This is a genomic window from Jannaschia faecimaris (assembly GCF_900107415.1).
GTDB lineage: Bacteria > Pseudomonadota > Alphaproteobacteria > Rhodobacterales > Rhodobacteraceae > Jannaschia > Jannaschia faecimaris.
Map to the genome: position 1 here is coordinate 227,747 of NZ_FNPX01000004.1, position 22,622 is coordinate 250,368.

The 22,622-nt window shown below is 64.0% G+C and carries 23 protein-coding genes; 9 read left to right on the forward strand and 14 right to left on the reverse strand.

Annotation, left to right across the window (positions count from 1 at the left end; genetic code table 11):
- The first annotated feature begins 132 nt into the window (after nucleotides 1–132).
- The 3 genes from cysS (at nucleotide 133) to BLV27_RS06965 (ending at nucleotide 3,916) form a co-directional block, all read left to right on the forward strand.
- Nucleotides 133–1,482, forward strand: coding sequence for a cysteine--tRNA ligase (cysS, locus tag BLV27_RS06955; protein ID WP_092644384.1), 1,350 nt, complete (start codon nucleotides 133–135; stop codon nucleotides 1,480–1,482).
- 67 nt (nucleotides 1,483–1,549) lie between these two features.
- A complete protein-coding gene (gene cimA, locus BLV27_RS06960) occupies nucleotides 1,550–3,151 on the forward strand; it encodes a citramalate synthase (RefSeq protein ID WP_092644261.1) in 1,602 nt (533 codons plus the stop codon).
- Nucleotides 3,152–3,160: 9 nt separating this feature from the next.
- Nucleotides 3,161–3,916 carry a squalene/phytoene synthase family protein gene (locus BLV27_RS06965; protein WP_092644263.1) on the forward strand — a complete coding sequence of 252 codons (756 nt, stop codon included), beginning with the start codon at nucleotides 3,161–3,163 and terminating at the stop codon, nucleotides 3,914–3,916.
- A gap of 42 nt (nucleotides 3,917–3,958) precedes the next feature.
- On the opposite strand, the gene BLV27_RS06970 is transcribed toward BLV27_RS06965, so the two are convergent.
- On the reverse strand, nucleotides 3,959–4,459 hold the full coding sequence (locus BLV27_RS06970) for a flavin reductase family protein (RefSeq protein WP_092644265.1): 501 nt from the start codon (nucleotides 4,457–4,459) through the stop codon (nucleotides 3,959–3,961).
- Nucleotides 4,460–4,551: 92 nt separating this feature from the next.
- On the opposite strand from BLV27_RS06970, the gene speB reads away from it, so the two are divergent.
- Nucleotides 4,552–5,511, forward strand: coding sequence for an agmatinase (gene speB, locus BLV27_RS06975; protein WP_092644267.1), 960 nt, complete (start codon nucleotides 4,552–4,554; stop codon nucleotides 5,509–5,511).
- 10 nt (nucleotides 5,512–5,521) lie between these two features.
- Here speB and BLV27_RS06980 read toward each other — a convergent pair whose 3' ends face one another.
- Nucleotides 5,522–5,941: a hypothetical protein gene (locus BLV27_RS06980; RefSeq protein WP_211605488.1), complete on the reverse strand. Its 420-nt coding sequence runs from the start codon at nucleotides 5,939–5,941 to the stop codon at nucleotides 5,522–5,524.
- Nucleotides 5,942–6,084: 143 nt separating this feature from the next.
- On the opposite strand from BLV27_RS06980, the gene lipA reads away from it, so the two are divergent.
- Nucleotides 6,085–7,038, forward strand: a complete 954-nt coding sequence (gene lipA, locus BLV27_RS06985) for a lipoyl synthase (protein WP_092644271.1) — start codon at nucleotides 6,085–6,087, stop codon at nucleotides 7,036–7,038.
- A gap of 12 nt (nucleotides 7,039–7,050) precedes the next feature.
- Here lipA and BLV27_RS06990 read toward each other — a convergent pair whose 3' ends face one another.
- From BLV27_RS06990 to BLV27_RS07010, 5 genes are all read right to left on the reverse strand, one after another.
- Entirely contained in the window at nucleotides 7,051–8,274 is a 1,224-nt protein-coding gene (locus tag BLV27_RS06990) for a sensor domain-containing phosphodiesterase (protein ID WP_092644273.1), read from the reverse strand.
- A 155-nt stretch (nucleotides 8,275–8,429) separates the two neighbouring features.
- The gene (locus BLV27_RS06995; RefSeq protein WP_092644275.1) at nucleotides 8,430–9,332 is read right to left on the reverse strand and encodes a c-type cytochrome; all 903 of its coding nucleotides are present in this window, start codon (nucleotides 9,330–9,332) and stop codon (nucleotides 8,430–8,432) included.
- 6 nt (nucleotides 9,333–9,338) lie between these two features.
- On the reverse strand, nucleotides 9,339–9,797 hold the full coding sequence (locus BLV27_RS07000) for a c-type cytochrome (protein ID WP_092644277.1): 459 nt from the start codon (nucleotides 9,795–9,797) through the stop codon (nucleotides 9,339–9,341).
- Between the two features lie 131 nt (nucleotides 9,798–9,928).
- Nucleotides 9,929–10,510 carry a nucleotidyltransferase family protein gene (locus BLV27_RS07005; RefSeq protein WP_092644279.1) on the reverse strand — a complete coding sequence of 194 codons (582 nt, stop codon included), beginning with the start codon at nucleotides 10,508–10,510 and terminating at the stop codon, nucleotides 9,929–9,931.
- Nucleotides 10,510–11,502 (reverse strand): class 1 fructose-bisphosphatase, encoded by a 993-nt coding sequence (locus BLV27_RS07010; protein ID WP_244504575.1) that lies wholly within the window; start codon nucleotides 11,500–11,502, stop codon nucleotides 10,510–10,512. Before BLV27_RS07010 ends, BLV27_RS07005 begins: the two co-directional genes overlap by 1 nt.
- Nucleotides 11,503–11,666: 164 nt before the next feature.
- Here BLV27_RS07010 and BLV27_RS07015 point away from each other — a divergent pair, with 164 nt between their 5' ends.
- From BLV27_RS07015 to BLV27_RS07030, 4 genes are all read left to right on the forward strand, one after another.
- Nucleotides 11,667–12,440: a DeoR/GlpR family DNA-binding transcription regulator gene (locus BLV27_RS07015; RefSeq protein WP_092644281.1), complete on the forward strand. Its 774-nt coding sequence runs from the start codon at nucleotides 11,667–11,669 to the stop codon at nucleotides 12,438–12,440.
- Nucleotides 12,437–13,201 (forward strand): triose-phosphate isomerase, encoded by a 765-nt coding sequence (locus BLV27_RS07020; RefSeq protein WP_092644283.1) that lies wholly within the window; start codon nucleotides 12,437–12,439, stop codon nucleotides 13,199–13,201. The genes BLV27_RS07015 and BLV27_RS07020 overlap by 4 nt, the downstream gene beginning before the upstream one ends.
- Before the next feature lie 12 nt (nucleotides 13,202–13,213).
- Nucleotides 13,214–13,669 (forward strand): D-erythrulose-4-phosphate isomerase, encoded by a 456-nt coding sequence (gene derI, locus BLV27_RS07025; protein WP_092644285.1) that lies wholly within the window; start codon nucleotides 13,214–13,216, stop codon nucleotides 13,667–13,669.
- A gap of 80 nt (nucleotides 13,670–13,749) precedes the next feature.
- Complete coding sequence (locus BLV27_RS07030) at nucleotides 13,750–14,184, forward strand: 6,7-dimethyl-8-ribityllumazine synthase (RefSeq protein WP_092644287.1); 435 nt, start codon at nucleotides 13,750–13,752, stop codon at nucleotides 14,182–14,184.
- Here BLV27_RS07030 and BLV27_RS07035 read toward each other — a convergent pair.
- From BLV27_RS07035 to BLV27_RS07065, 7 genes are all read right to left on the reverse strand, one after another.
- Complete coding sequence (locus tag BLV27_RS07035; protein WP_092644289.1) at nucleotides 14,181–15,836, reverse strand: glycerol-3-phosphate dehydrogenase/oxidase; 1,656 nt, start codon at nucleotides 15,834–15,836, stop codon at nucleotides 14,181–14,183. The two genes, BLV27_RS07030 and BLV27_RS07035, sit on opposite strands and share 4 nt — an antisense overlap.
- Nucleotides 15,833–17,335 (reverse strand): FGGY-family carbohydrate kinase, encoded by a 1,503-nt coding sequence (locus BLV27_RS07040; RefSeq protein ID WP_092644291.1) that lies wholly within the window; start codon nucleotides 17,333–17,335, stop codon nucleotides 15,833–15,835. Before BLV27_RS07040 ends, BLV27_RS07035 begins: the two co-directional genes overlap by 4 nt.
- 12 nt (nucleotides 17,336–17,347) lie before the next feature.
- The gene (locus BLV27_RS07045) at nucleotides 17,348–18,190 is read right to left on the reverse strand and encodes a DeoR/GlpR family DNA-binding transcription regulator (RefSeq protein ID WP_092644293.1); all 843 of its coding nucleotides are present in this window, start codon (nucleotides 18,188–18,190) and stop codon (nucleotides 17,348–17,350) included.
- 73 nt (nucleotides 18,191–18,263) lie between these two features.
- The gene (locus tag BLV27_RS07050; protein WP_092644295.1) at nucleotides 18,264–19,217 is read right to left on the reverse strand and encodes a D-ribose ABC transporter substrate-binding protein; all 954 of its coding nucleotides are present in this window, start codon (nucleotides 19,215–19,217) and stop codon (nucleotides 18,264–18,266) included.
- 52 nt (nucleotides 19,218–19,269) lie between these two features.
- A complete protein-coding gene (locus tag BLV27_RS07055) occupies nucleotides 19,270–20,358 on the reverse strand; it encodes an ABC transporter permease (RefSeq protein WP_092644297.1) in 1,089 nt (362 codons plus the stop codon).
- Between the two features lie 36 nt (nucleotides 20,359–20,394).
- The gene (locus BLV27_RS07060; RefSeq protein ID WP_092644299.1) at nucleotides 20,395–21,933 is read right to left on the reverse strand and encodes a sugar ABC transporter ATP-binding protein; all 1,539 of its coding nucleotides are present in this window, start codon (nucleotides 21,931–21,933) and stop codon (nucleotides 20,395–20,397) included.
- The gene (locus BLV27_RS07065; RefSeq protein WP_092644301.1) at nucleotides 21,930–22,577 is read right to left on the reverse strand and encodes a DUF2291 family protein; all 648 of its coding nucleotides are present in this window, start codon (nucleotides 22,575–22,577) and stop codon (nucleotides 21,930–21,932) included. The genes BLV27_RS07060 and BLV27_RS07065 overlap by 4 nt, the downstream gene beginning before the upstream one ends.
- Nucleotides 22,578–22,622 lie beyond the last annotated feature (45 nt).

The window sequence follows — 22,622 nt, forward strand, 5'->3', positions numbered from 1 at the left end:
GGTATCACGAACTGCATTATCTGCACGCACCGAACCCGCTGAACTGATTTCGGCGGGCCGCGGGCCTGCCGTGTCGAACCGGCTGCCCCTCCGCCACTGACAGGAGCCGCGCCGATGAACGCGCCGACCACCATGCCCACGATCCGCCTACGCAATTCCCTGACCCGCGAGGTCGAGGATTTCGCACCGCTTGATGCGTCGAACGTGCGCCTCTACCTCTGCGGGCCGACGGTCTATGACCGCGCGCATCTGGGCAATGCGCGCAACGTGATCCTATTCGACCTGCTCACGCGCCTTTTGCGCCATGACTACGGTGCCGACGCTGTCACCTATGTGCGCAACGTCACCGACGTCGAAGACAAGATCAACGACCGCGCCGCCGAAACGGGCCGCGAAATCCGCGACATCACCGACGAGACGCTGGGCTGGTTTCACGATGACATGGGCGCCCTGGGCAACCTGCCGCCCGACTTTGAGCCCCGCGCGACCGAATACATCGGCGAGATGGTGGAGATGATCGAAGGGTTGATCGCATCGGGCCACGCCTATGCTGCGGAAGGCCACGTGCTCTTCTCGGTCGCGTCCTACGACGGCTACGGCAAGCTCTCGGGCAGGTCCGTCGATGACATGATCGCCGGTGCGCGCGTCGAGGTGGCCCCCTACAAGCGCGACCCGATGGATTTTGTATTGTGGAAACCCTCCGGCGACGATGAGCCGGGGTGGGAAACGTCGCTGGGCTACGGTCGTCCCGGCTGGCACATCGAATGCTCCGCCATGTCCAAAGCGCTGCTGGGCACCTCCTTTGACATCCATGGCGGCGGTAACGACCTGATGTTTCCGCACCACGAGAACGAGCGCGCGCAATCGTGCTGCGCCGATCCCGGCGCGGGCTTCGCGCAGGTCTGGCTCCACAACGAGATGCTGCTGGTCGAGGGCAAGAAAATGTCCAAGTCCCTCGGCAATTTCTTCACTGTGCGTGATCTGCTCGACAAGGGGGTGCCGGGCGAAGTGATCCGCTTCGTGTTCCTGTCGTCGCACTATACTAAGCCGATGGACTGGACCGAGGAAAAGGCACGCGAGGCCGAAGTCACGCTGCGCAAATGGCACGCCATCGCTGAACCCGGTGGCACGCCCGATGCCGCCGTTTTGGCGGCGCTGCGCGACGACCTGAATGCGCCGGGTGCCATCGCGGAGCTGCACCGCATCGCCAAGGCCGGTGACGGCGCGACGCTGATGGCGTCGGCGGCGCTTCTGGGGTTGCTGGAAGACGGGATGGGCGATTGGCTCGACACGGGCGACGATACGCTGGTCGAGGCGGTACTCGCCGCGCGGCTTGCCGCGCGCGCTGAAAAGGACTGGGCCCGCGCCGACGCGCTGCGCGACGCGCTGCTGGCTGCGGGCGTCGTGGTAACCGACGGCAAGGGCAAGGGTTGGGAGGCCGGGCCGGGCTTCGACCCCGCGAAATTGGAGGGTCTGGTATGATCACACCAACGTCCGACGTGGATCACCCGTGGATCACCCGTTCTGAACACCTCGGCGGATCGGCGCTATGACGGAACGGCTCTACCTTTACGACACCACCCTTCGCGACGGTCAACAGACGCAAGGCGTTCAATTCTCGGCCAGCGAAAAGGTCGAGATCGCGAAGATGCTCGATGCGCTGGGCGTCGATCATATCGAAGGGGGGTGGCCCGGTGCGAACCCCACGGACAGCGATTTTTTCGCCGCTGCGCCAGAGACTTCCGCGACGATGACGGCCTTCGGCATGACCAAGCGCGTGGGCCGTTCTGCGGAAAACGACGACGTCCTCGCCGCCGTGATCAACGCGGGCACGCCCGCCGTCTGCCTTGTCGGCAAGACGCATCCCTTCCACGTCCGCACAGCGCTGGGCGTGACGCTGGAGGAAAACCTGGGTGCCATCCGCGCCTCCATAGAACACCTCGTAACCAAGCGACGCGAAGCGCTTTTTGACTGCGAACACTTCTTTGACGGATACAACGAAGACCCCGATTACGCTGTCGCCTGCGCCAAGGCCGCCCTTGATGCCGGGGCACGTTGGGTCGTGCTGTGCGATACCAACGGCGGCACGATGCCCGCCCGCATCGCTGAAGTGGTGCGCGCCGTGATTTCCGCCGGAATTCCCGGGGATAGGCTGGGTATCCATACGCACAACGATACCGAACAGGCGGTCGCCGCATCGCTCGCCGCGATCGAGGCGGGCGCGCGGCAGGTGCAGGGCACGCTGAACGGCCTGGGCGAGCGCTGCGGCAACGCAAACCTCATGTCGCTGATCCCGACACTGCTCCTTAAGGAGCCGTTCGCCAGCCGCTATGAGACTGGTGTGAATAGGGAAAACCTTCCCCACCTGATGAAGGTCTCGCAGCGGCTTGACGATATTCTGAACCGCGTGCCACGGCGCGAAGCGGCCTATGTCGGGGCTTCGGCCTTCGCGCACAAGGCGGGGCTGCACGCGAGTGCGATTTTGAAGGACCCGACCACCTACGAACACGTCCCGCCCGAGGCGGTCGGCAACGCGCGCATCGTTCCAATGTCGAACCAGGCGGGCCTGTCAAACTTGCGGAAAAGACTGACCGATCTAGGGCTTGATGGTGCCCCGGATCAGTTGCGCCGTATCCTGGAGGTCGTAAAGGCGCGGGAAGATGCGGGCTACGCCTACGACATCGCACCCGCCAGTTTCGAACTGATCGCACGGGAAGAGCTGGGCCTGATGGTCGAGGCCTTTGAGGTCAAACGTTACCGCGTCACCGTGGAGCGGCGGAAGAACAAGTACGACCAGATGGTCACCGTCTCGGAGGCGGTCGTGGTGGTGAAGGTTGACGGCGAGAAGCGCCTGTCGGTCTCGGAATCGATGGACGAAACCGGAAGCGATCGTGGCCCGGTCAACGCTCTGTCCAAGGCGCTGGCCAAAGACCTTGGGCCATTGCAGGAGCGTATTGCCGACATGCGCCTTAAGGATTTCCGCGTGCGTATCATGCAGGGCGGAACCGAGGCCGTAACCCGCGTCATCATTGATCATGAAGACGACGCGGGCCGCCGCTGGTCCACCGTGGGTGTATCGCCGAACATTGTGGACGCCAGTTTCGAGGCGCTGCTGGATGCGGTGCGCTGGAAGTTGTGCCAGCCGGACTAGGTCAGGATCATGGATATTGACGAACAGATTTCCGCCTGTGCCGGACTGGTCCAGCGCGGCGACCCGGACCGGTTTCGCGCCGTCATGGCGGCACCCGTCGGGCTGCGCCGGATGCTTTTCCCGCTTTACGCATTCAATCTGGAAGTAGCTCGCGCACCGTGGGTCACGAAAGAGCCGCTGATCGCGGAGATGCGTCTGCAGTGGTGGCGCGATGCGCTGGGCGAGATTGCGGGCGGCGGCAACGTGCGGCGTCATGAGGTTGTCACACCGCTCGCACAAGCGCTGGACCCGCGAGCGGCGCGAGATCTGGATGGTCTGATAGACGCGCGGCGCAAAGATATCGAAGGTCGCCCCCCCGCGTCCGTCGATGACCTGACCCGCTATCTGGACCGCACGGCGGGCACCTTGCTGTGGACCGCTGCCCGCTTGGCCGGAGCGGCGGATGCGCCCGCGATCAGGGATGCCGGGCTGGCTTACGGTATGGCCGCCTGGTTGAAGGCCGTGCCCGGTCTTGTCGAAAAAGGTCGCCAACCGCTGCCCCCCGGAGAGCCGCACGACGTAATATCCGGGTTGGCGAAAGCGGCACTGGACGCCCTGGATCGCTTTGCCCAGTCAAAGGTCGAAAAACCCGCGCGCGCGGTCCTTCTGGTGCTGAGCGATACACGGGCAGAATTACGCGCCTTTGCCGCCCATCCCGGCCAGACGCCGCAGATAAATCCTGCGATCAGCCGGATCAGGCTGGGGTGGCACGCAGTGCGGACCTGACTTCCCGTAGTCCGCCAACCGCTTGTGGCAGGGACGGCTTGTTCAGGCGGGATGGGTCTTGAGGTAGGATCGCATGCCGTAGATCAGCGGCGCGCCTTCCTCCGAGACCTGAACCGCCCGGACCGAGCCGATGATGACGTGGTGCGTGCCCACCAGACTTGTTGACTGAACCTCGCAATCGAAGCTTGCCAGCGCGTCCAGTACCGGCGCGCCTGTCACGAGGCCGCGCCACTGGCCCACGGCGAACTTGTCGTCCCCCGGCGCACCAACGCGACCGGCGAAGATGTCGGCCACCTTTTGCTGCTCGCTGGTCAACACGTTCACGGCGAACCGCCCGTTGGCCAGGATCGGGTCAGCGGCCGAAGCCCCCTTGTTTACGCAGATCAGGATCGTGGGCGTGTCGCCGTCGGCGGATACGCTGGTCATGGCGGACACGGTCACGCCTGCGCGCCCGGCTGGGCCGTCGGTGGTCACGACGCTGACCGTCGCGGCGGCGCGGCTCATGGCGTGGACGAAATCGGAGCGGAGCTGTGTATCTGGCATTATGCGTCACCTAAACCATGCGCGCCCCGTGTCGAGAGGCTTTCGTCCGCCGCGACATCATGGTCAGGTCAGGCAACACAACGGAGGCGAAGATGGCACTACAGGATGCGCGCGATCAGGTGGACGGGGCGGTAACGCGAAGCGATCCGCGGGGATTGAACTTCGAGAACGCCTTTGGCGGCGCAACCTCGGCGTTTCGGCGCCAATACACCAAGGACCTGGCGGGTTTTGACCTAGCTATCACGGGCGTGCCGTTCGATCAGGCGGTGACACACCGCCCCGGCACCCGCTTCGGTCCTCGCGCCATCCGGGAGGCGAGCAGCCTGCAAGTCTTCGATCCGCCATATTACTGGGATTTCTCGCCCCTCGATGCCTTCGCCATCGCGGATTACGGCGACGTGGGGTTCGACTATGCCAAGGTCTCGGATTTTCCAGCTGCGCTCAAGGCGCATATCGCGGGCATCCTTGGGCAGGGGGCGGGTTGCATCGCGATGGGGGGCGACCACTACATCAGCTTTCCGATCCTTCAGGCCCACGCCGAGAAATACGGCCCCCTCTCGCTGATCCAGTTCGACGCCCATTCCGATACCTGGCCTGATGACGACATGAGCCGCGTGGATCACGGCACGATGTTCTACAAGGCGGTGAAGACGGGGATCATCGACCCCACGACAAGCGTTCAGGTCGGCATCCGCACGGTAAATCCCGACACGCTGGGCGTGACCACGATCGACGCGCGCGCCGTGCACGAAGCCGCCCCGGGCGAAGTGGCGCGGCGGATCAAGGCAATCGTCGGCGACCGTCCGACATATGTGACCTTCGACATTGATGCGCTGGATCCGGCCTTTGCGCCCGGCACTGGCACGCCGGTCTGGGGCGGTTTGTCCAGCGGGCAGGCGGCGGCCATCCTGCGGGATCTTGCGGGTATCAACATGATCGGCGGCGATGTGGTCGAAGTCTCGCCACCCTATGACACCACCGGGGCTACGGCGATCGCGGGCGCGCATGTGGTGATGGAGTTGATGTGCCTTTGGGGGTTCACCCGGCGCTAGGGGTGATACATCAGACACTTGGCCGCGACGGGCAGGCGCGGAACGCTTCCACCTTTGCTGCTGCCTTCGACAGATCGATGGCAAGGGACGTCTGCCCGAGGATCGCAGTTGCGGTCTGGTTCGACTCCAGCCCTGCCAGGACGTTGCCGAACCCGCGATCCGTGACGGTCAGGCGCGTACCCTCGATTCGGTGTCGGGTGGTCGAAATGGTCAGCGGGACAGGGCCGTTGAACTGCAGCACGAAAACCGGGAACGCGCGCCAACCTGCGGCGCGGTCGATGTGCAGCGAATAGATCTGGCTATCCGGGTCGAATGTCACCTGAATTGTCGACTTGCCCCGTATCTGCTCCATCGTGCAGATCGGCACAGGCGAAAAGGTCCAGGCTAGGGCGGGCCAAGGCAGGGTGCAGAGACAAAGGGAGATACGCAATATCATGCTTCCAACCTATCGCGAGTGCCGGGCAAATCCAGTTTTGGTTTGCATCCTGCGCATAGCCCCCTGCGGCCCCGCGCCACTGGCGCTGCCAATGCATATCGCTTACATCGTGGGAAACAGCCTTCGGAGGCAAAGACATGCGCGACCTAAAAATCCCCGCTGAACGCCATCCCGAAAAGGCGCGGCGCCCAGATAACCCGCAGCCGAAAAAACCGTCGTGGATCCGGGTGAAGGCCCCGGTCGGCGAAGGCTACAAGCAGACGGCCAAGATCATGCGCGACCACAAACTGGTCACCGTGTGCGAGGAGGCGGGCTGTCCCAACGTCGGCGAATGCTGGTCGCAGGGGCATGCCACGATGATGATCATGGGCGAGGTTTGCACCCGTGCGTGCACCTTCTGCAACATCGCCACCGGCAAGCCACCAGAAGCGCTCGATGTGTTCGAGCCGGGGCGCGTGGCGGACGCGGTTCAAAAGCTGGGGCTGAACCACGTGGTCATCACGTCGGTCGATCGCGACGATGTAGAGGACGGCGGTGCAGAGCATTTCGCCCAGACGATCCGCGCCATCCGCAAACGATCCCCCGACACCACGATCGAGATCCTGACGCCCGACTTCATTAAATGCGCGCCCGAAGCGCTGGAAGTCGTCGTCGCGGCCCGGCCGGACGTGTTCAATCACAATCTGGAAACCGTGCCGGGCCTGTACCCCGAAGTGCGGCCCGGCGCGCGGTACTTCCATTCGCTGCGACTGCTGCAACGGGTAAAGGAGCTGGACCCGACGATGTTCACCAAGTCTGGCATCATGGTGGGTCTTGGAGAGAACCGGCAATCGGTCGTGCAGGTCATGGATGACATGCGGGCCGCCGACATCGATTTCCTGACGATCGGGCAGTACCTGCAACCGACGCCCAAGCATCATGCGGTTGACCGTTTCGTGACGCCCGAAGAGTTCTCGGCCTACGAGAAGTCGGCCTACGGCAAGGGCTTCCTTATGGTCTCCGCCACGCCGCTGACCCGGTCATCGTACCACGCGGGCGACGATTTCGCCCGTCTTCGGGACGCGCGGATGAAAAAGCTCGGCCAAGGGTGAAGGCAGAACGGATCAGACGGCGATCCTGGCGGCGGCAGACGAAATTTCTCCGGGATATCCGAGCAGATATCCTTGGCCGTAGTCGATTCCTAGCTGGCGCAACATGTCCCGCTCTTCCGGGCGTTCGATACCTTCTGCGGTCAGGCGCGAATTGGTCTCGGATGCGAAATGAACAAGCGCGGCGGCGAGAGATCGTCGCGCCGGGTCAAGATCGAGGTTGCGGACAAGCGACATGTCGAGCTTGAGGATATCCGGGCGTAGTTTCAGGATTTGCTGCAAGCCGGCGTAGCCCGCACCGACGTCGTCGATCGCGATGAGTGCACCGGTTGCCCGTACATTTGCGACGGCGCGGGCGAGGGCGGCGAAATCGCTGGAAGATTGATGCTCCGTGACTTCCAGGGTCAAGCGATGACCGCCTGCTGCTCCAAAGAGAGGCAGAAGCCGGCCGCTTGCGACAGTATCGGGCGAGGCATTGACCGACATGCGCAGGTTCGGGGGCAAATCCTTAAGCCTTGTCAATGCCGCTTCGACGGCGCAGGTCTCCGCCTCGGCAAGCCGGCCCGCAGTCTCCGCGTCGGCAAACCACTTGTCGGGCGTGCGGTAGGGGTCGGACCGAAAGCGTGCCAACGCCTCGAAACTGGAAAGCGCGCCATCCGTGAGGCGGTAGATCGGCTGATAGGCGATGTCGAACGCCCGGTCGCGCAGCGCCGCGGCGATCCGCGCGGCGGCGGCCGATGTGTCCCCGTCCGCGACCAGTCTTGCGCGTACCTGCTCGGCCGCAAGATTGGCAAACAGGCGCATGACCTTCAGGTCCCGGTCGTTCAGGCTGGGCTTGGGGGTGGGGGAGAGGCAGCAGAACATGCCGTAGACCGACCCATCCTCCCGATGGATGGGCATGCTGACGTGACTGCCGATCGGGGCGATTTGGGTGATCGGCATGTCGCGCGCCAGTGGAATGGTGGAGGTATCCGCAATCAGTTCGGGCAGTTCACCGCTTAGGATGAGGCGGCAATACACCTCGTCCAAGGAGCGGCTGGCCCCGGGGCGGATCAGATCTTCAAGGCCGGGGGCGCTGACGTGCCGGAAGATCGTCTCCTCGCCGACGAACTCAGACAGGTAGGAGATCGGCATATCGAGGTGTTCGCGCACGGCCGCGAGCGCACGGTCGATCGTGTCTTCCAAAGTGGTGCCGTTCACGGCGATCGCGCTCTTGGTGTCGACTTTCTTCTGATGCATCTCTGTCTCCGGTTTACATCGGATGTGTCGCACCCAAACATTAACAGAAAGAAGCACGCTCTCCGGCTGAATACTGAAAAATCAAATGATCCCGGTCTCCGGGATTGGCGCGTAGCGCATGCAATCATTCAGGAGTCAAAGGTGTTGTCAGGAAATCAGGGCTGCGCCGATTTCGGGCTTGGCAGCGCCTTGAGGTAGGCGGCAATGGCTGCGCGGTCCGTTTCGGCCAATTGCGCGGTATTGGCTATGACCTCCACCATGGACCCGCCCGTGCTATCGTAATCGGGCGTGAAGCCGTCAGTCAGGTAGGCGGCGATTTCTTGGGCGGACCATGTCATTCGATCCGGCGTGAGCGCGGGGATGGTGCCCTTGCCCGACGGATTCGGGGCCCCGGCCAGCCACCGGTCCCGATCCAATCCGCCGAGCGCGTCGCGTGGCGTATGGCATTCGGCGCAATGGCCGAGCGCCTGAACAAGGTATTGGCCGCGCAACACCTCGGAATCGCCCTCGATGGCCGGTGAAAACGCATTCGGCATATAGAGCGCTTTCCACAGGCCGAGCCCGCGCCGGATGGCAAAGGGAAAGCCCAGGTCGTGCGACGCGCTTGCGGCGTCGGACGGCGGAAGGCTCTGCCAGTAGGCCCAGAGGTCAGCGATGTCCTGCGGGTCGGCCAGCGTGTACGCGGCATAGGGGAAAACGGGGTAGTAGTGCGCCCCGTCCGGCGAAACACCACGCTGTGTTGCATTGGCGAAGTCCTGCATCGTCCAGGCCCCGATGCCTGCGGTTGGATGCGGCGAGACATTGGGTGCCAGGAAGGTTCCGAAGTCCGTCACGAAACGCTGCCCGCCCGACAGGATCAGACGGGCTTCGCCCTCCGCCCCCGGTGCGGCATGGCACGCGGCGCAACCGGCTGCATGGAACACCGTCTCACCAGCGATCGCATCGCCGGTGAGAGCGGCGAAAACATCTTCGGAAATGCGGGTCGGGGCCGTCAGCCAAAGGCCGGCGGGGAGAGAAATTGCCCCAAGCAGTCCGATAATGATCGCGAACCGCCGCATCCGGGGTCAACGCGTCAGGCGGTAATCATCGTGGCAGGCCTTACAGACCTGGCCAAGTTCTCCGACGGCACCGCCAAGTCCTTCGATACCGCCCCCGGCAACCGCCTGAAGACCGGCGGCGGCGGTGTCGAAACGATCCCAGATAGCAAGGAAGCCAGCGCGATCCTCGCCGATCTCGGTCAGGGCGCGACTGCCGTCGATGCCAAGTGTCGGTTCTGGCCAAAGGTTGTCGTGCTGGATCATGCCCACGCCGACCAGACTGTCGGCGGCAGCCTGCGCGGTGGCGGCGTCATAGTCGTCTTTGCCGCGCACCATGTCTCCGATTGTGCCGAAGTTGATCGAGATGATGTTCATCAGGCCCTGGCGGGCTTTGACCTCTCGCGGGGTTTCGGCGTGGCTGGCGGCAAATGCCACCGAGACGGTCACGGTTGCGACGATGGCAAGAGTCGGAATGGTACGGCGCATGGCATTCTCCGGGATGGGTTGAAACGGGTGTTTTAACCGTGCAAGTCGAATCTGTTTCGGTCAACAGCGTAACGGGCGTGCCGCGCGTCGTCGGCAGAAAGTCCGCGCCGGGCGGGGTTGGCCGCGCGCAGTCAGGCCCCGCGTGCCGCTAGCCACGCGGCCCAGGCCTCGGGCGTGTCAAGGTCGGTCGTCGCGGCCTTGCCCGGTAGGGGGCAGTTTTCCACATCGTGCCGGGCAATGATGTCGCGCGCGCCGATATCGCCGGTCAGGGCCAACAGCTCGGGGAACAGGTCGCGGTGAAAGATGACCGGCTGTCCGGCCGTGCCGTCCGCATCGGTGGCCCGGAGGATCGGCGCGCTGCCTTCCATCCACGCGGTGGAGAGTTTGGCCAGGGCGCGTGCGTCGATCTCGGGCATGTCGGCGAGGTGGATCAGGACAGCCTCAGCGTCACAGGCCGCGACGCCCGCCCGGATAGATGCGGACATCGCGCGATCCGGTACCTCGACGATGCGGGCGGCCGTGTCGCCCAGCCACGCCCGTCGATCGGAATTCGGGGGCAGGGCAAGTATGACATCGCCTGTCACGCCAAGTGCCGCCCGCGTCGCGCGCAGGATCAGCGGCGTCCCGTCGATCTCCACAAGCAACTTGTCGGTGCCGCGCATCCGGGAGGAGGATCCTGCGGCCAGGATCAGGATCGCGGGGGGTGCGCGCATCAGGACTCCCCTAGATAGGTTTCAATGCGGGCGACCTCCTGGGCCGAGCCGAAGATAAGCGGCGTTTTGGCGTGGATGTCGTCCGGCGTCAGGTCGAGGATCGGTCGCGTCCCGTCCGTCGCTGCCCCGCCAGCCTGTGCCATCAGGAAGGCGGCCGGGAAGGCTTCATAGAGCAGGCGCAAGTGCCCGTCGGCGTATCCCGGCCGCGTGTCGGCAGGATAGAGGAACACGCCGCCCTGCATCAGGATCCGATGGAGGTCGCCCACGGCGGCGGCGATCCAGCGCATGTTCGTGTTCGACCCGCGCGGCCCGTCTTCGCCAAGCTGCGTATGGGTCAGGTAGCTTTGAAGGCCTTTCGACATGTTGCGCATGTTCGAAGCGTTGAAGGCGATAAGCTTGGTCGTTTGTGGCACGGTGACGTTTTCGCGCGCGACGCGCCAGCTCTGGTCGCGCGGGTCCAGCGTGAAGATCGTCACGCCCCGGCCCAACGATAGTCCCATGTCGATACTGTGCCCGAAGTTGATGTAGCCCGCCGCGACGATTTCGGTGCCCTTGCGGCGTTGGTCGGCGGCGGCGGGAAAGATCGCGAACAGCAGGCCAAGGGGCGCACCTATGCCGATGCTGCCAGAGCCGTCGATTGGGTCGATGGCAAGATCGTAGGCTGCCCCTTCGGTCATCCGGATCGGCTCTACTGCTTCCTCGGACACGAGGGTCGCGATCGCGCAGTCGCGCAGCGCCGCGAGGATGTGGTCGTGCGCGGCCATGTCCAATGCCTTCTGCCGGTCACCGCTGTCGTTCGTGCCCACGACGGCCGCCGGGTCGCCCGGAAGGCCCGACAGCGCCAGCCGCCCGGCTAGCGGAAGCGCGGCGGCGGCGATGGCGCTGACGATCTGGGCAAGCGCGGGGTCTGAAGGTTGCGCGGCGGCCCAATCGTTCAGGGTCGGGATCGCGTGCGTGGGTGTGTCGCCGGGCAGAGTCATGCAATCGGTCATCACGTATCCTTGGCTGCGGTCCGGTGACCGGGGGCATTACCTGTTACGATCACCAGCGAAAAATCACAACATCATGTCACAATGTCACAAATGTCATGTTGAATATCTCACGCAGTCGATTACAAATAACACAGTGGGCCGGGAGAGTCCCGAAAGGATAACAAGTGAAGCCGGAAGACCGCCGCCACGACATCATCGAATTGCTTGTCGACGTCGGCTCGGCGACATTGGAAGACTTGGCGCAGCGGTTCGGCGTGTCGCGCATGACGGTCCACCGGGATCTGGACGAGCTGGAGGAGGAGGGTCTTCTGCGCAAGGTGCGCGGCGGGGCCACGATCGAGGCGTCCGGACAGTTCGAGAGCGACTTTCGATATCGCGCGCGCCTCGCCACCGATGAGAAGCGTCTTATCGCCGAACGCGCGGCAATGTTCCTGACCCCCGGAACCAGCATTATCATTGACGACGGCTCCACGTCGCAGATGCTGATGCCCCATTTATTAGACAAGCGGCCGCTGACGGTAATCACCAACAATCAGGCAGTAATCGAAACGGCGGCACAGGTTTCTGGAATCGATCTGATCGCGCTTGGGGGAACTTATTCACGAAAGTTCAATGGGTTCTTCGGTGTTCTCACGTTGCAGGCGCTGTCGAACCTGCGGGTCGACATGGCGTTCCTGTCGACCTCGGCCATCCAGGGCACCAGCGCGTTTCACCAGGATCAGGAGGTACTGGAGGTCAAGCGCCGCATGATCTCGTCTGCGGCGCGAAAATACCTGATGGTCGATCATCGCAAGTTCGGGCGGCCCGCTTTGCACTACATGACCGACCTGGATGTCTTCGACGGGATCGTCACCACGCGTGACCTTGATCCGCGAACGGCGTCCGATCTGCGTGCGCAGGGCGTCGAAGTGCATTTCCCCGAGGAGAGCGAGACATGACAAGCAATCCTAAGGCCTGGATCGGGACCAGTTGGAAAATGAACAAGACACTGGGCGAGGCGATTGGCTTTGCCGGTGGCCTCAAGGCGGCAGTTGCCCCCGATGGGGCGCAGCGTTTCGTAATTCCACCGTTCACCGCAGTTCGGCAGGTCAAGGTCGCGCTGGCCGGGACGGACGTGCTGGTGGGCGCGCAGAACATGCATTGGGACGATGCGGGGGCCTGGACGGGCGAAATTTCCCCGATGATGCTTACGGACTGTGGGCTGGATATCGTCGAGCTGGGCCATTCCGAGCGTCGCGCGCATTTCGGCGAAACCGACGAGACCGTGGGCCGCAAGGTGCAGGCGGCTGTGCGTCATGGGCTGACCCCGCTGATCTGCATCGGGGAAAGCGGTGCCGACAAGGACGCGGGGCGCGCCGCCGAAGTGCTCTCGGGCCAGGTGCGAACGGCCTTGGCGCGACTATCGGAAGACCAGAAGGCGGCCCCGATCCTGCTTGCGTATGAGCCGGTCTGGGCCATCGGCACCGGTGGCACGCCCGCAACGCCAGATTATGCCGACGCGCGTCAGGCCGAAATCGCCGCCGTTGCGACGAAGATGCTGGGGCGAAAAATACCCTGCCTCTATGGCGGCAGCGTGAACCCCGAAAATTGTACCGATCTGATCCAATGCCCGCATATCGACGGGCTGTTCATCGGGCGTTCGGCCTGGGACGTCGGAGGATACCTCGACATCCTGGACCGCTGCGCCGACCACATCTGAGAGGAGACCAAGATGAAAATCGCGATCGCCGGCGACAGTGCCGGAAAACCTCTGGCTGACGCATTGGTCGACCATCTGGGTAAAACCTATGACGTGACGGACCTCAGCTCGCCCCCGGACGGCACGTCGGAGTATTATGCCAACCTCGCCGACCGGGTCTGCCAGCAAATCCTCGACGGTACCTTCGATCGCGCGCTTCTGTTTTGCGGCACCGGGATCGGAGTATGCCTATCGGCCAACAAGGTGCCGGGCATTCGCGCGGCACAGGCCCACGACACCTATTCCGCGGGCAAGGCGGCGACATCCAACAATGCGCAGGTTATCACTATGGGCGCGCGCGTGGTTGGGGCGGAACTGGCGAAGGAAATCGCCGAGGCCTTCCTGACACGCTCCTTCGACAGCAACGGTCCAAGCGCGGGCAATGTGGCGGCCATCGACGCGCTGGACGGGAAGTACGCCGCCACCTGATCCCACCGCTTGACGATTTGCGGCCCGGCCTTCACAGGGGCTGGGCCATTTTCTTGAGCCCAACGCCGGAGCCCGCTGCCGTGACCGACCTGACCATCGCCTTCATTCGCGCCCGCTGGCACGCAGATATCGTGGACCGCGCGCACGAGGGGTTCATGGCCGCCATGGCCGAGAGCGGACGCGACGTTGCGGTGAAGGTTTACGATGTTCCGGGGGCCTTCGAGATGCCCCTGCTGGCCAAACGACTGGGCGAGACGGGCCGGTTTGACGCGATCGTCGGGGCCGCTTTGGTCGTGGACGGTGGGATCTACCGGCACGACTTCGTGGCGCAGGCGGTCGTGACAGGCCTTATGGATGCGCAGATGACAACGGGCGTGCCGACCTTCTCGGTCAGCCTGACGCCGCACCAGTTTCAGGAAACGGCCTCGCACGAGGCCTTTTTTGGCGCGCATTTTGTTGGCAAGGGGCGGGAGGCTGCGGCGGCCGTTCTCGCCATCGCGGACCTCGAACTCTAGAGGCGCATGAGATTTCGGTCGCGCAGCACCTGTTCCGCCCCGGCGGTCTGACCCGCCGTCTCACCGGCGTCCCAGCCGAGCACTGCGCCGACAATACCGGCGATTGTTTCAATGTCGTCGGACGTCAGCCGCCCTGTGACCGCAAGCGTGGTCCGGCGTAGCAGGACATCCTCAAGCGCGGTGACCGCTTCGTTCCGGGCAATCCATTCGATCTCGGCGGTTGTTGTATCCGGGTCTCCGATCAGCGGCGTTGCCGGGCCGAGTGCCTCGTATTCGGCAATAGCCTCGGCCGTCGACCCGTAGCGATCCAGCAGAACCCGGCAGCGGTCAGGCGTCAGATCGGTGGAATGTGCCATGTTCGCGACCCATGCGTCGGCCTCAGGGCCCTTGGGGCAGTCGCGCCCGCCGCCGATCGGCAGCGCGCGGGTCGAGATGCGGCGTGGGCGGTCCAGCCTTTGCAGGATATCGTCGGCCACCTCCTCGGCGAAACCCCGGAATGTGGTCCACTTGCCGCCCACCAGCGACAGGATCGGGAAGGGCCGGCTGGGGTCGCCATCAATTACCGGCACGGAATGATCGCGGGAAATCAGGCCCGCCGCCGTGCCGTCGGACCGGGGCAGGGGGCGGATGCCGGAATAGGCATAGACGATCTGATCGCGGTCGAACGTCAGGCCGGGCAACAGGGCGCGCAGGCTGTCCAGGAAATAGCCGATTTCGGCATCTTCGCAGCGCACGTCGTCGGGATCGTCGGCCTTGATGTCGGTTGACCCGACCAGCGCGCGGCCAAGGTAGTCGAACACCAGACAGATGCGCCCGTCGTCGGCCTCGAAATAGATCATCCGTCCGTCGAGTTCCCTGATCAACGCGGGGTGATCCAGCAGGATATGGCTGCCCTTGGTGCCGCCGATGAACTGCGACGGGGTGCCCAACGTGGCGTTCACCCGGTCGATCCAGGGCCCGGCGGCGTTCACGGTTATCCGCGGACGGATGTGGTGCGCGGTGCCCGTGTGGTCAGTCATGTGCAAGACGCCGCCCTCTTGCCCGACCAGCGTGGTGGCGTTCAGGGCGACCGCCTCGGGGTTGGCGCGCAGCCCGTCAGCCACCAGTTCCCACACCAGCCGTTCGGGGGCCGTGACGGTCGCGTCGTAATAGGTGCCGGCGGCCACGATGCGTGGGGTGAGCGATGGCAGCTTGCGCAGGGCTTCGGCCCGTTTCCACAGGCGATGGTTGGGCATGACACGGGTTTTGCGGCTGTAGAAGTCGTACATCATCAGGCCCAGCTTTATGATGATCGCGCCGCGCGACCTTGGCGCGCGGGTCGATCCCACAAGCGTACGCAACGCGGCCCCGACCCCCTTGGTCCAGCTAAAGATGGGAACTACGGTAGGCAGCGGATGCACCAGGTGCGGCGCGTTGCGCAGCAGTAGGTTCCGCTCCTGCGTGGATTGCGCGACCAGGCTGAATTCGCCGGTTTCAAGATACTTGATGCCCCCGTGGATCAACCGGCTTGGTGCGGCGGAGGTGCCGGAGCCATAGTCAGTCTTCTCGACCAAAAGGGTCTTTATCCCCTGTTCGCACAGATCGCGGAACAGGCCCGCGCCGTTGATGCCACCGCCCAGAATGACGACGTCGACGTCCTGCGGTTGGGTCATGGTGCGGCCCCCAACCTTTGCAGGTCGGGCCAGATGGGGGCGAGGGCATCGGCGACCCCGCAAAAGGTGGCGTAGCGGTATTCGTTGCGCGCGACACGGGACGGATCCGGTTCGAACGCGCGCGAAAGGGCAGGGAGGTCGCGCGGGTCGTCGAAGGGCGTGGACCACAGGCCGGCCCCGGAGCCTGCGCAGAGTGCTGCGCCCCATGCAGCTGCTTCACCCGTTGCGCTGACCACAACGCGAAGGCCGGTGACATCGGCCATCAACTGCGCAAACCGTGGATTGCGAGATACGCCCCCGGTCAGGCGCATCAGGTCGAACGGACCGACGCCGCGCAGGGCATCAATGTGGTGGCGGTGTGTGAAGGCGATACCCTCCAGCACGGCGCGAAGAACGTCGGAGCGGTCGTGCCAGCCTTGTAAGCCGGTCAGCGACCCGCTGGCCCCCGCCCCGAACGGCGACCCAAAGAGATAGGGATGGAACAGGACAGACGACGGGCGGTCAAGCGCGCGGGAGAGGTCTTTGGCCAGCCGGTCATGCAGCCCCGGTGATGGCTCCCCCTGACAGAACGTCCCGATGAACCAGTCGTAGTTCGTGGTTGAGGTTGGCGAGATGGACATGGCGTTCCACTGGCCCGCGCGGATGCCGTTGCGACAAAACCAGGCCGCGCCACGTGTTGGTGCGTCGGTGACCATTTCATTGATGGAGTAGGTGCCCGCGACGACATCGACGGCTCCCGCGCGCTGCCCTCCGATGCCGAGGCCGCTGGCTGTGACGTCATGCAACCCGGCCATGACCGGAGTGCCCGCGACAAGCCCGGTGCGCGCGGCCGCCGCCTTGGTCACATGTCCCACAAAGGCGTCGGAATCGGCCATGGCGGGCAGGGCGTGCGTCAACTCGGCAAGGCCATAAAGCGCCAGCGCGGCCTGCGTATAGTTCTGGGTTTCTACGTCGGTGAACGCCGTGCTGGCTTCGGTCCTATCCGTGCCAATCGTTCCGGTCAGGCAGGTGCGCAGCCAGTCCTTGCACGACAGCACATGGCCGATGGCGGCAAAGCGGTCCGGGTCGGTGTCCCGGATATGGGCCAGGATTGCCGAGGGTGCGCTGGCATGGGGCACCTGACCTGTCAGGTCGAGGGCGTCGTGGAACAGGCCGTCTGCCTGCCACCGGTCCACGACGCCCTGTGCCCGACTGTCGAGCGACAGGATGCCAGGACCGAGCGGTTGCGCGCTCCGGTCCAGCAGGTATAGCCCGTCGCCATGTGCCGTGGCCGCGATGCCGATGACGTCTGAGGCGGGACGACCGCAGGCATCCAGCGCCTCGGCAATCGCGTCGCAGGTGGCGGACCACAGGCCCACCATGTCCCGTTCGACATGGTGAGCTTCCGGGATCGACTGGGGCAACCGGCGGCGCGCCACGGCCACCTCCTGCCCGGTCTCGTCAAAGAGGACGGCCTTTGTGACCGTCAACCCACTGTCGATACCAAGAAGCAGTGGCATGCGCGCCTCCGATCAGATCAGGCTGGGGGCGACGATGACATTGATCCCCTTGTCGCGCATCCGCGCTACCTCGGCGGTGGGCGTGGCCTCGTCGGTGATGACTGCGTCGAAATCGGACAGGGCCCGCATTGCGTAGAGGGCTCGACGACCGAACTTCGTGTGATCCGCCAGCAGGATGCGCTTTCCTGCTGCGTCGAACATGGCACGCTTGGTTTCGACCATCTCAGGCGATTGGTGAAAGGCCGTATCGTCAGTGACGGCAGCCATCGACATGAACAGCGTGTCAGCGCGCAACCGGCCAACTTCGTTCGTGGTCATGCGGCCCATGAAGGCGTTGCACCACGCGTGAAATTGCCCGCCCAGCCCCAGAATGGTGATGTCGCGCACCCTCTTGAGCTCATTCATCATTAGCAAGGAGTTCGTGATGACCGTCAGGGGCGTCTTCTGCGCCAGCAGGGGGGTCATCTGCATCACGGAGGTGGAATCGTCGAGAAATATCGAGTGCCCCGGTTCCACGAACCGCATCGCCGCGGTTGCGATGGCCGCTTTTTCGTTGGCCTGATGCACCTTGCGATAGCTATCGCTCGCCTCAACCAGGGAGGTGGGGGCGGTGGTCACTATTCCGCGCGATTTGCGCAGGACGCCGCGGTCGACCAGGTCGTCCAGATCCCGGTGTGCTGTCATCAGGCTGATGCCGAAACGATCGACAAGATCCTCGATCCGCATGGAGCCTTCGGACATGACCACTTCCGCGATCTCCTGCCGACGGATTAGCTGACGGGCCTGACGGCTGTCGCTGGGCACCTTCTCGGACAGTAGGGCTGTCAGGGCGGCTGGTTCGGGGGTGTCATTCATCAGGGCGGCATCCGGACGGTCTGGTGTGGATCGGGCACAAGGCGCGCCCGATCCGATATCGCGTCTGGGCGACTTAGCCCAGAACGAAGGGCGCTGAGTAGTCGCCCACGTTGTCCGGCGTGATCAGCAGGCAGTCGAACAGCTGCTTCTCGGTATCGACCATCGGCGTGCCGTTCTGGATGTAGTGATCGGCTTGTTGTACCGCCGCGGCCGAGAAGACGGCGACCGGCTGAAGCACGGTGTAGGCCATCTCGCCGGCCTTGATCGCATCAACCGCGTCAGGTGATCCGTCGAAGCCGCCGACGATCGTACCTTCCAGCTTGCCCGCCTCTTTCAGCGCAGCAATGGCACCCAGGGCCATTTCGTCGTTGCCCGAGATGACGGCGTCGATCACGGGCTGTGCCTGAATGATCGACTGCATCTTGGTGTAGCCTTGGGTGCGGTCCCAGTTCGCCACTTCCTCGGCTACCTTCTCCAGATCCGGGTACTGCGACAGGACGGTCTCGTAACCGTTGGAGCGGGTGGCGGCGTTGTTGTCGGCGGGGTTGCCAAAGAACTCCACGTACTTGGCGGTGTCGCCGACCGCTTCGACCCAGGCCTGCGCGCCAAGGGCGGCCCCTTGGGCGTTATTCGACACCAGCTGGCCGATGGCGAGACCTGCCTGGTTGATCTCGGCGTTGACCAGGAACACGGGGATGCCCGCGTCCACGGCCTTCTGGATCGCGCCGACCGAGCCATCGGCGTTCGCCGGGTCAAGGATGATCGCCTTGGACTGGTTGGTGATCGCGGTGTCGATCAGGCGACTTTCGGTGTTGGTGTCACCCTTGTGGTCGGAGACGTTGGCCGTATAGCCCAGCTCTTCGGCGGTGGCCTTGGCGACCTGGCCTTCGGTGAACCAGTAGGGGTTGGACGGGTCGGTCACGATGATCGAGATCAGGCCCTTGTCCTGTGCGAGTGCGGGCGTGCCGAGCGCGGCCGTCGCGGCCAATGCGGTGCCCATCCGAAGCGTCTGTCTTCTGGTAAACATTTTGGTCTCTCCCTTTTGGTTGTCATGCCGGTTGCCCGACGGTTTTCTGCGCTCAGGCCTTGGTGGCCTTGGGCGTAGACTTGGTCGGGGCGGGGGCTTTGCGCCGCCCCGAATATTGAACGGAATTCAGCAGCACGGCGAGGACGATGACTCCGCCGGTGAATACGGTTTGCCAATAGGACGACACCCCGATGATCACGAGGCCGTCGGACAGAAAGCCGATCACGAAGGCCCCCAGCAGCGTGCCGCGCACACCGCCGCGCCCGCCGGTCAGGGCCGCGCCGCCGATGACGACTGCCGCAATGGCCGTCAACTCGTACGTGGTACCTGCGGTGGGGCCGGCGGATGTCAGCTGCGACGACAGGACGAGGCCCGCGATGGCCGCGCAGACGCCGGACAGGACATAGACGATGACGGTAACATACTTGACCGGTACGCCCGATAATTCCGCGGCGCGCGCATTGCCCCCCGTGGAATAGATCCAGCGACCAAGCGCCGAACGATTCAGCATCAGCGACGCGACGATGGCCACCGCGATCATGACCCAGACTGATACGGGCACGGTGAACAAACGGTTGAACCCCAGCCATTCAAACCCCGTGTTGCCTAGGGCCTCGTCGCCCGCCAGATCGTTCAGCGTCAAACCGTTCGTCAGCAGCAGCGCCACGCCCCGCGCAACGTAGAGCAGGCCCAGCGTCGCAACGAAGGCGGGTACCTTGAAGTAGGCGATCAGCACACCGTTGATCAGGCCCACGAAGGCTCCGACAAGGCAGGTCAGGATAACCACGACCCAGACCGGCGGGTAGACAATGATGCCAAACCATTCCAGCGGGATGCCCTGCATCATGAAGCCCGCGCAAACCCCGGCCAGCGCCAGCGTCGAGCCGACGGACAAGTCGATGCCCCCCGTCAGAATCACCAGCATCATGCCGATACCGAGAAGTCCGAAGATGGCCACGTGGCTGGACATGATCAGGAAGTTGCCCTTGGACAGATAGACCGGGGACAGGATCGAGAAGACCACGATAATCGCGATCAGGGCGAAGAACGCCCGACCTTCAAGAAGGACTTTCACGAGACTGAAATCCCCGCCGAACGGTCCGGCCTTGGGGGCGGCGGTATCGCTGGTGCTGTCGGTCATTTCACGGTCCTGATGTTCGAGAGCATGGGGTTCATGTCAGTCCGCCGCCTCACCCGAGGCGGCCATGATCTGCTCTTTGGTGACGGTGTGGTCGAATTCGGCCGATATCCGACCGCGCCGCATGACGATGATGCGGTGGGCGATCGAAAGACATTCGTTGACCTCTGATGTGGAGAAAAGCACGGCGAGGCCCTTGTCCCGCGCCCCTTTGGCCAGCAGGCTGAATACCTCGGCCTTGGCCCCGATGTCGATGCCACGCGACGGTTCGTCCAACATGACAACACGCGGGTTCGTGGCCAGCATCTTGCCGATGACGACTTTCTGCTGATTGCCGCCCGACAGCGAGCCGATGGGCGCGTCGCCTCCGTCGGTCTTGACGGTGACTTCGCGGATCGAGCGGTCGATCAATTCTTTTTCATCGCTCTTGGAGGTGAACAGCCCGCGCGTGAACGCCCCGATGGAGGCGAGCGACAGGTTCTGCCCCACGCTCATCGTCTGGACCAAGCCATCGCGCTGCCGGTCTTCGGGGACAAGGACCAATCCGCGGTCGATACGCTGGGCGATGGTCAGGCCGATCATGTCCTGCCCGTCGAGCATCACGCTGCCGCTGGTCGGGGTCAGCCGCCCTGCCGCGGTCTCTAGCATTTCTGTCCGACCCGCCCCCATGAGCCCGTAGATGCAGACAATCTCGCCCGCGCGAACCTCCAGCGACACGCCATCGACGACGTTGCGCAGGGTGTGGCCCGTGTCGGGCAAAGTCAGGTCGCGGATCGTCAGGGCGGGCGCGCCCAGGTCATAACCGGTGGGCGGGGTGCCAAGGTCGAAATTGTCGCCCACCATCGACCGCACGATCCATTCAAGGTCAATCTCGGCGCGCGGGGCTCGCGCTGTCATCTCTCCGTCGCGCAGGACGACGGCGTGGTCGGTGATCTGCAACGCCTCCTCCAGGTGGTGAGAGATGTAAACGATGGAGACGCCGCGCGCCTTGAGGTCGCGGATGACTTTGAACAGGACCTCCACTTCGCTGGCCGAAAGGGCCGAAGTCGGCTCGTCCATGATCAGGATGCGTGACTTGACCGACAAGGCGCGGGCGATCTCGACCAACTGCTGCTGACCCAGGCGCAGATCTTCTACGGGGGTCAGCGGGTCGATCTCCTCCTCCAGCTCGGCCATCAGGGCGGCGGTCTGGCGGGCTTCCTCGGCGTAATCCACGCCGGTCGCCCCCATGATCTCTCGCCCCATGAAGATGTTGTCGCGCACGTTCATGTTGGGGGCCAGGCTGAGTTCCTGATGGATTATCGAAATCCCCCGCGCCGTCGCGTCGGACGCGCGGGAGAAATGCACAGGCTGACCATCCAGGATGATGTCGCCCGAGGTGGGCTGGATCACGCCCGACAAGATCTTCATCAACGTCGACTTGCCCGCGCCATTCTCGCCAAAAAGCGTTGTCACGCTGCCCTTGTGGACGTCGAAGTTCACCCCTTTCAGCGCCTGTACGTTGCCGTAGGACTTGGCCACGTTCAACGCGGACAGGACGACGGTGTCATCAGCGTGGATTGGGCTGTGCCGGGTCATTTCACCTCCAGCGTGACCGGCGTGATCAACCAGTTTTTGGGGTTGATCAGGCGGAAAGCGCCGGTGACGGTTATCGTCTTCCCGCCCAGCGTCGCAGTGTCCACGTCGGCCAGCACATCGACTTTCATCTGATTGTTCAGGGCCGCGCCCGCGTCCTGGTACTCGATCTGGTTGGTGAACTGGCCGAAGACGATCTCGCCGGTGACGTCGCGCAATTCGGTGCCGTTGATTGCGGGCCCGGTTTGTACGCGAACTGTAATTTCTTCTGGGATACCGGCGACGGCGAGCGTGTAGATTCCGGAGCGCACGTCACCCGCTACGCCGGTTACGGTGACGGGCATCACGGCCCCCACGCTTCCGGGCGTTCCGAATTCCTCGGCCGCCGCTGCCTTGTCCGCCATTACCGCCGGGGCCAGCGTCGCGGCATCTACGGCATTGGTCACAATGTAATCACGTACACCTGGGAACATTTCCGCACCGAAGCGGTCGGGGTTGAACACGTCTTCCTGAACGTCTTCGGCTGACCCCATGACGACGATCCTCGTATCCAGAACCATCGCTCCTATCAAAATGATTGCGGCGACCGGCATGCCGTATTTGCGCCAAGCGGGCGGACCTGCGGGGGGGATCGTCTCGGTCGTCATCAGTGGGCCTCTCGCTCGGTGATTTGGTAATGCGTCAATGTGTTC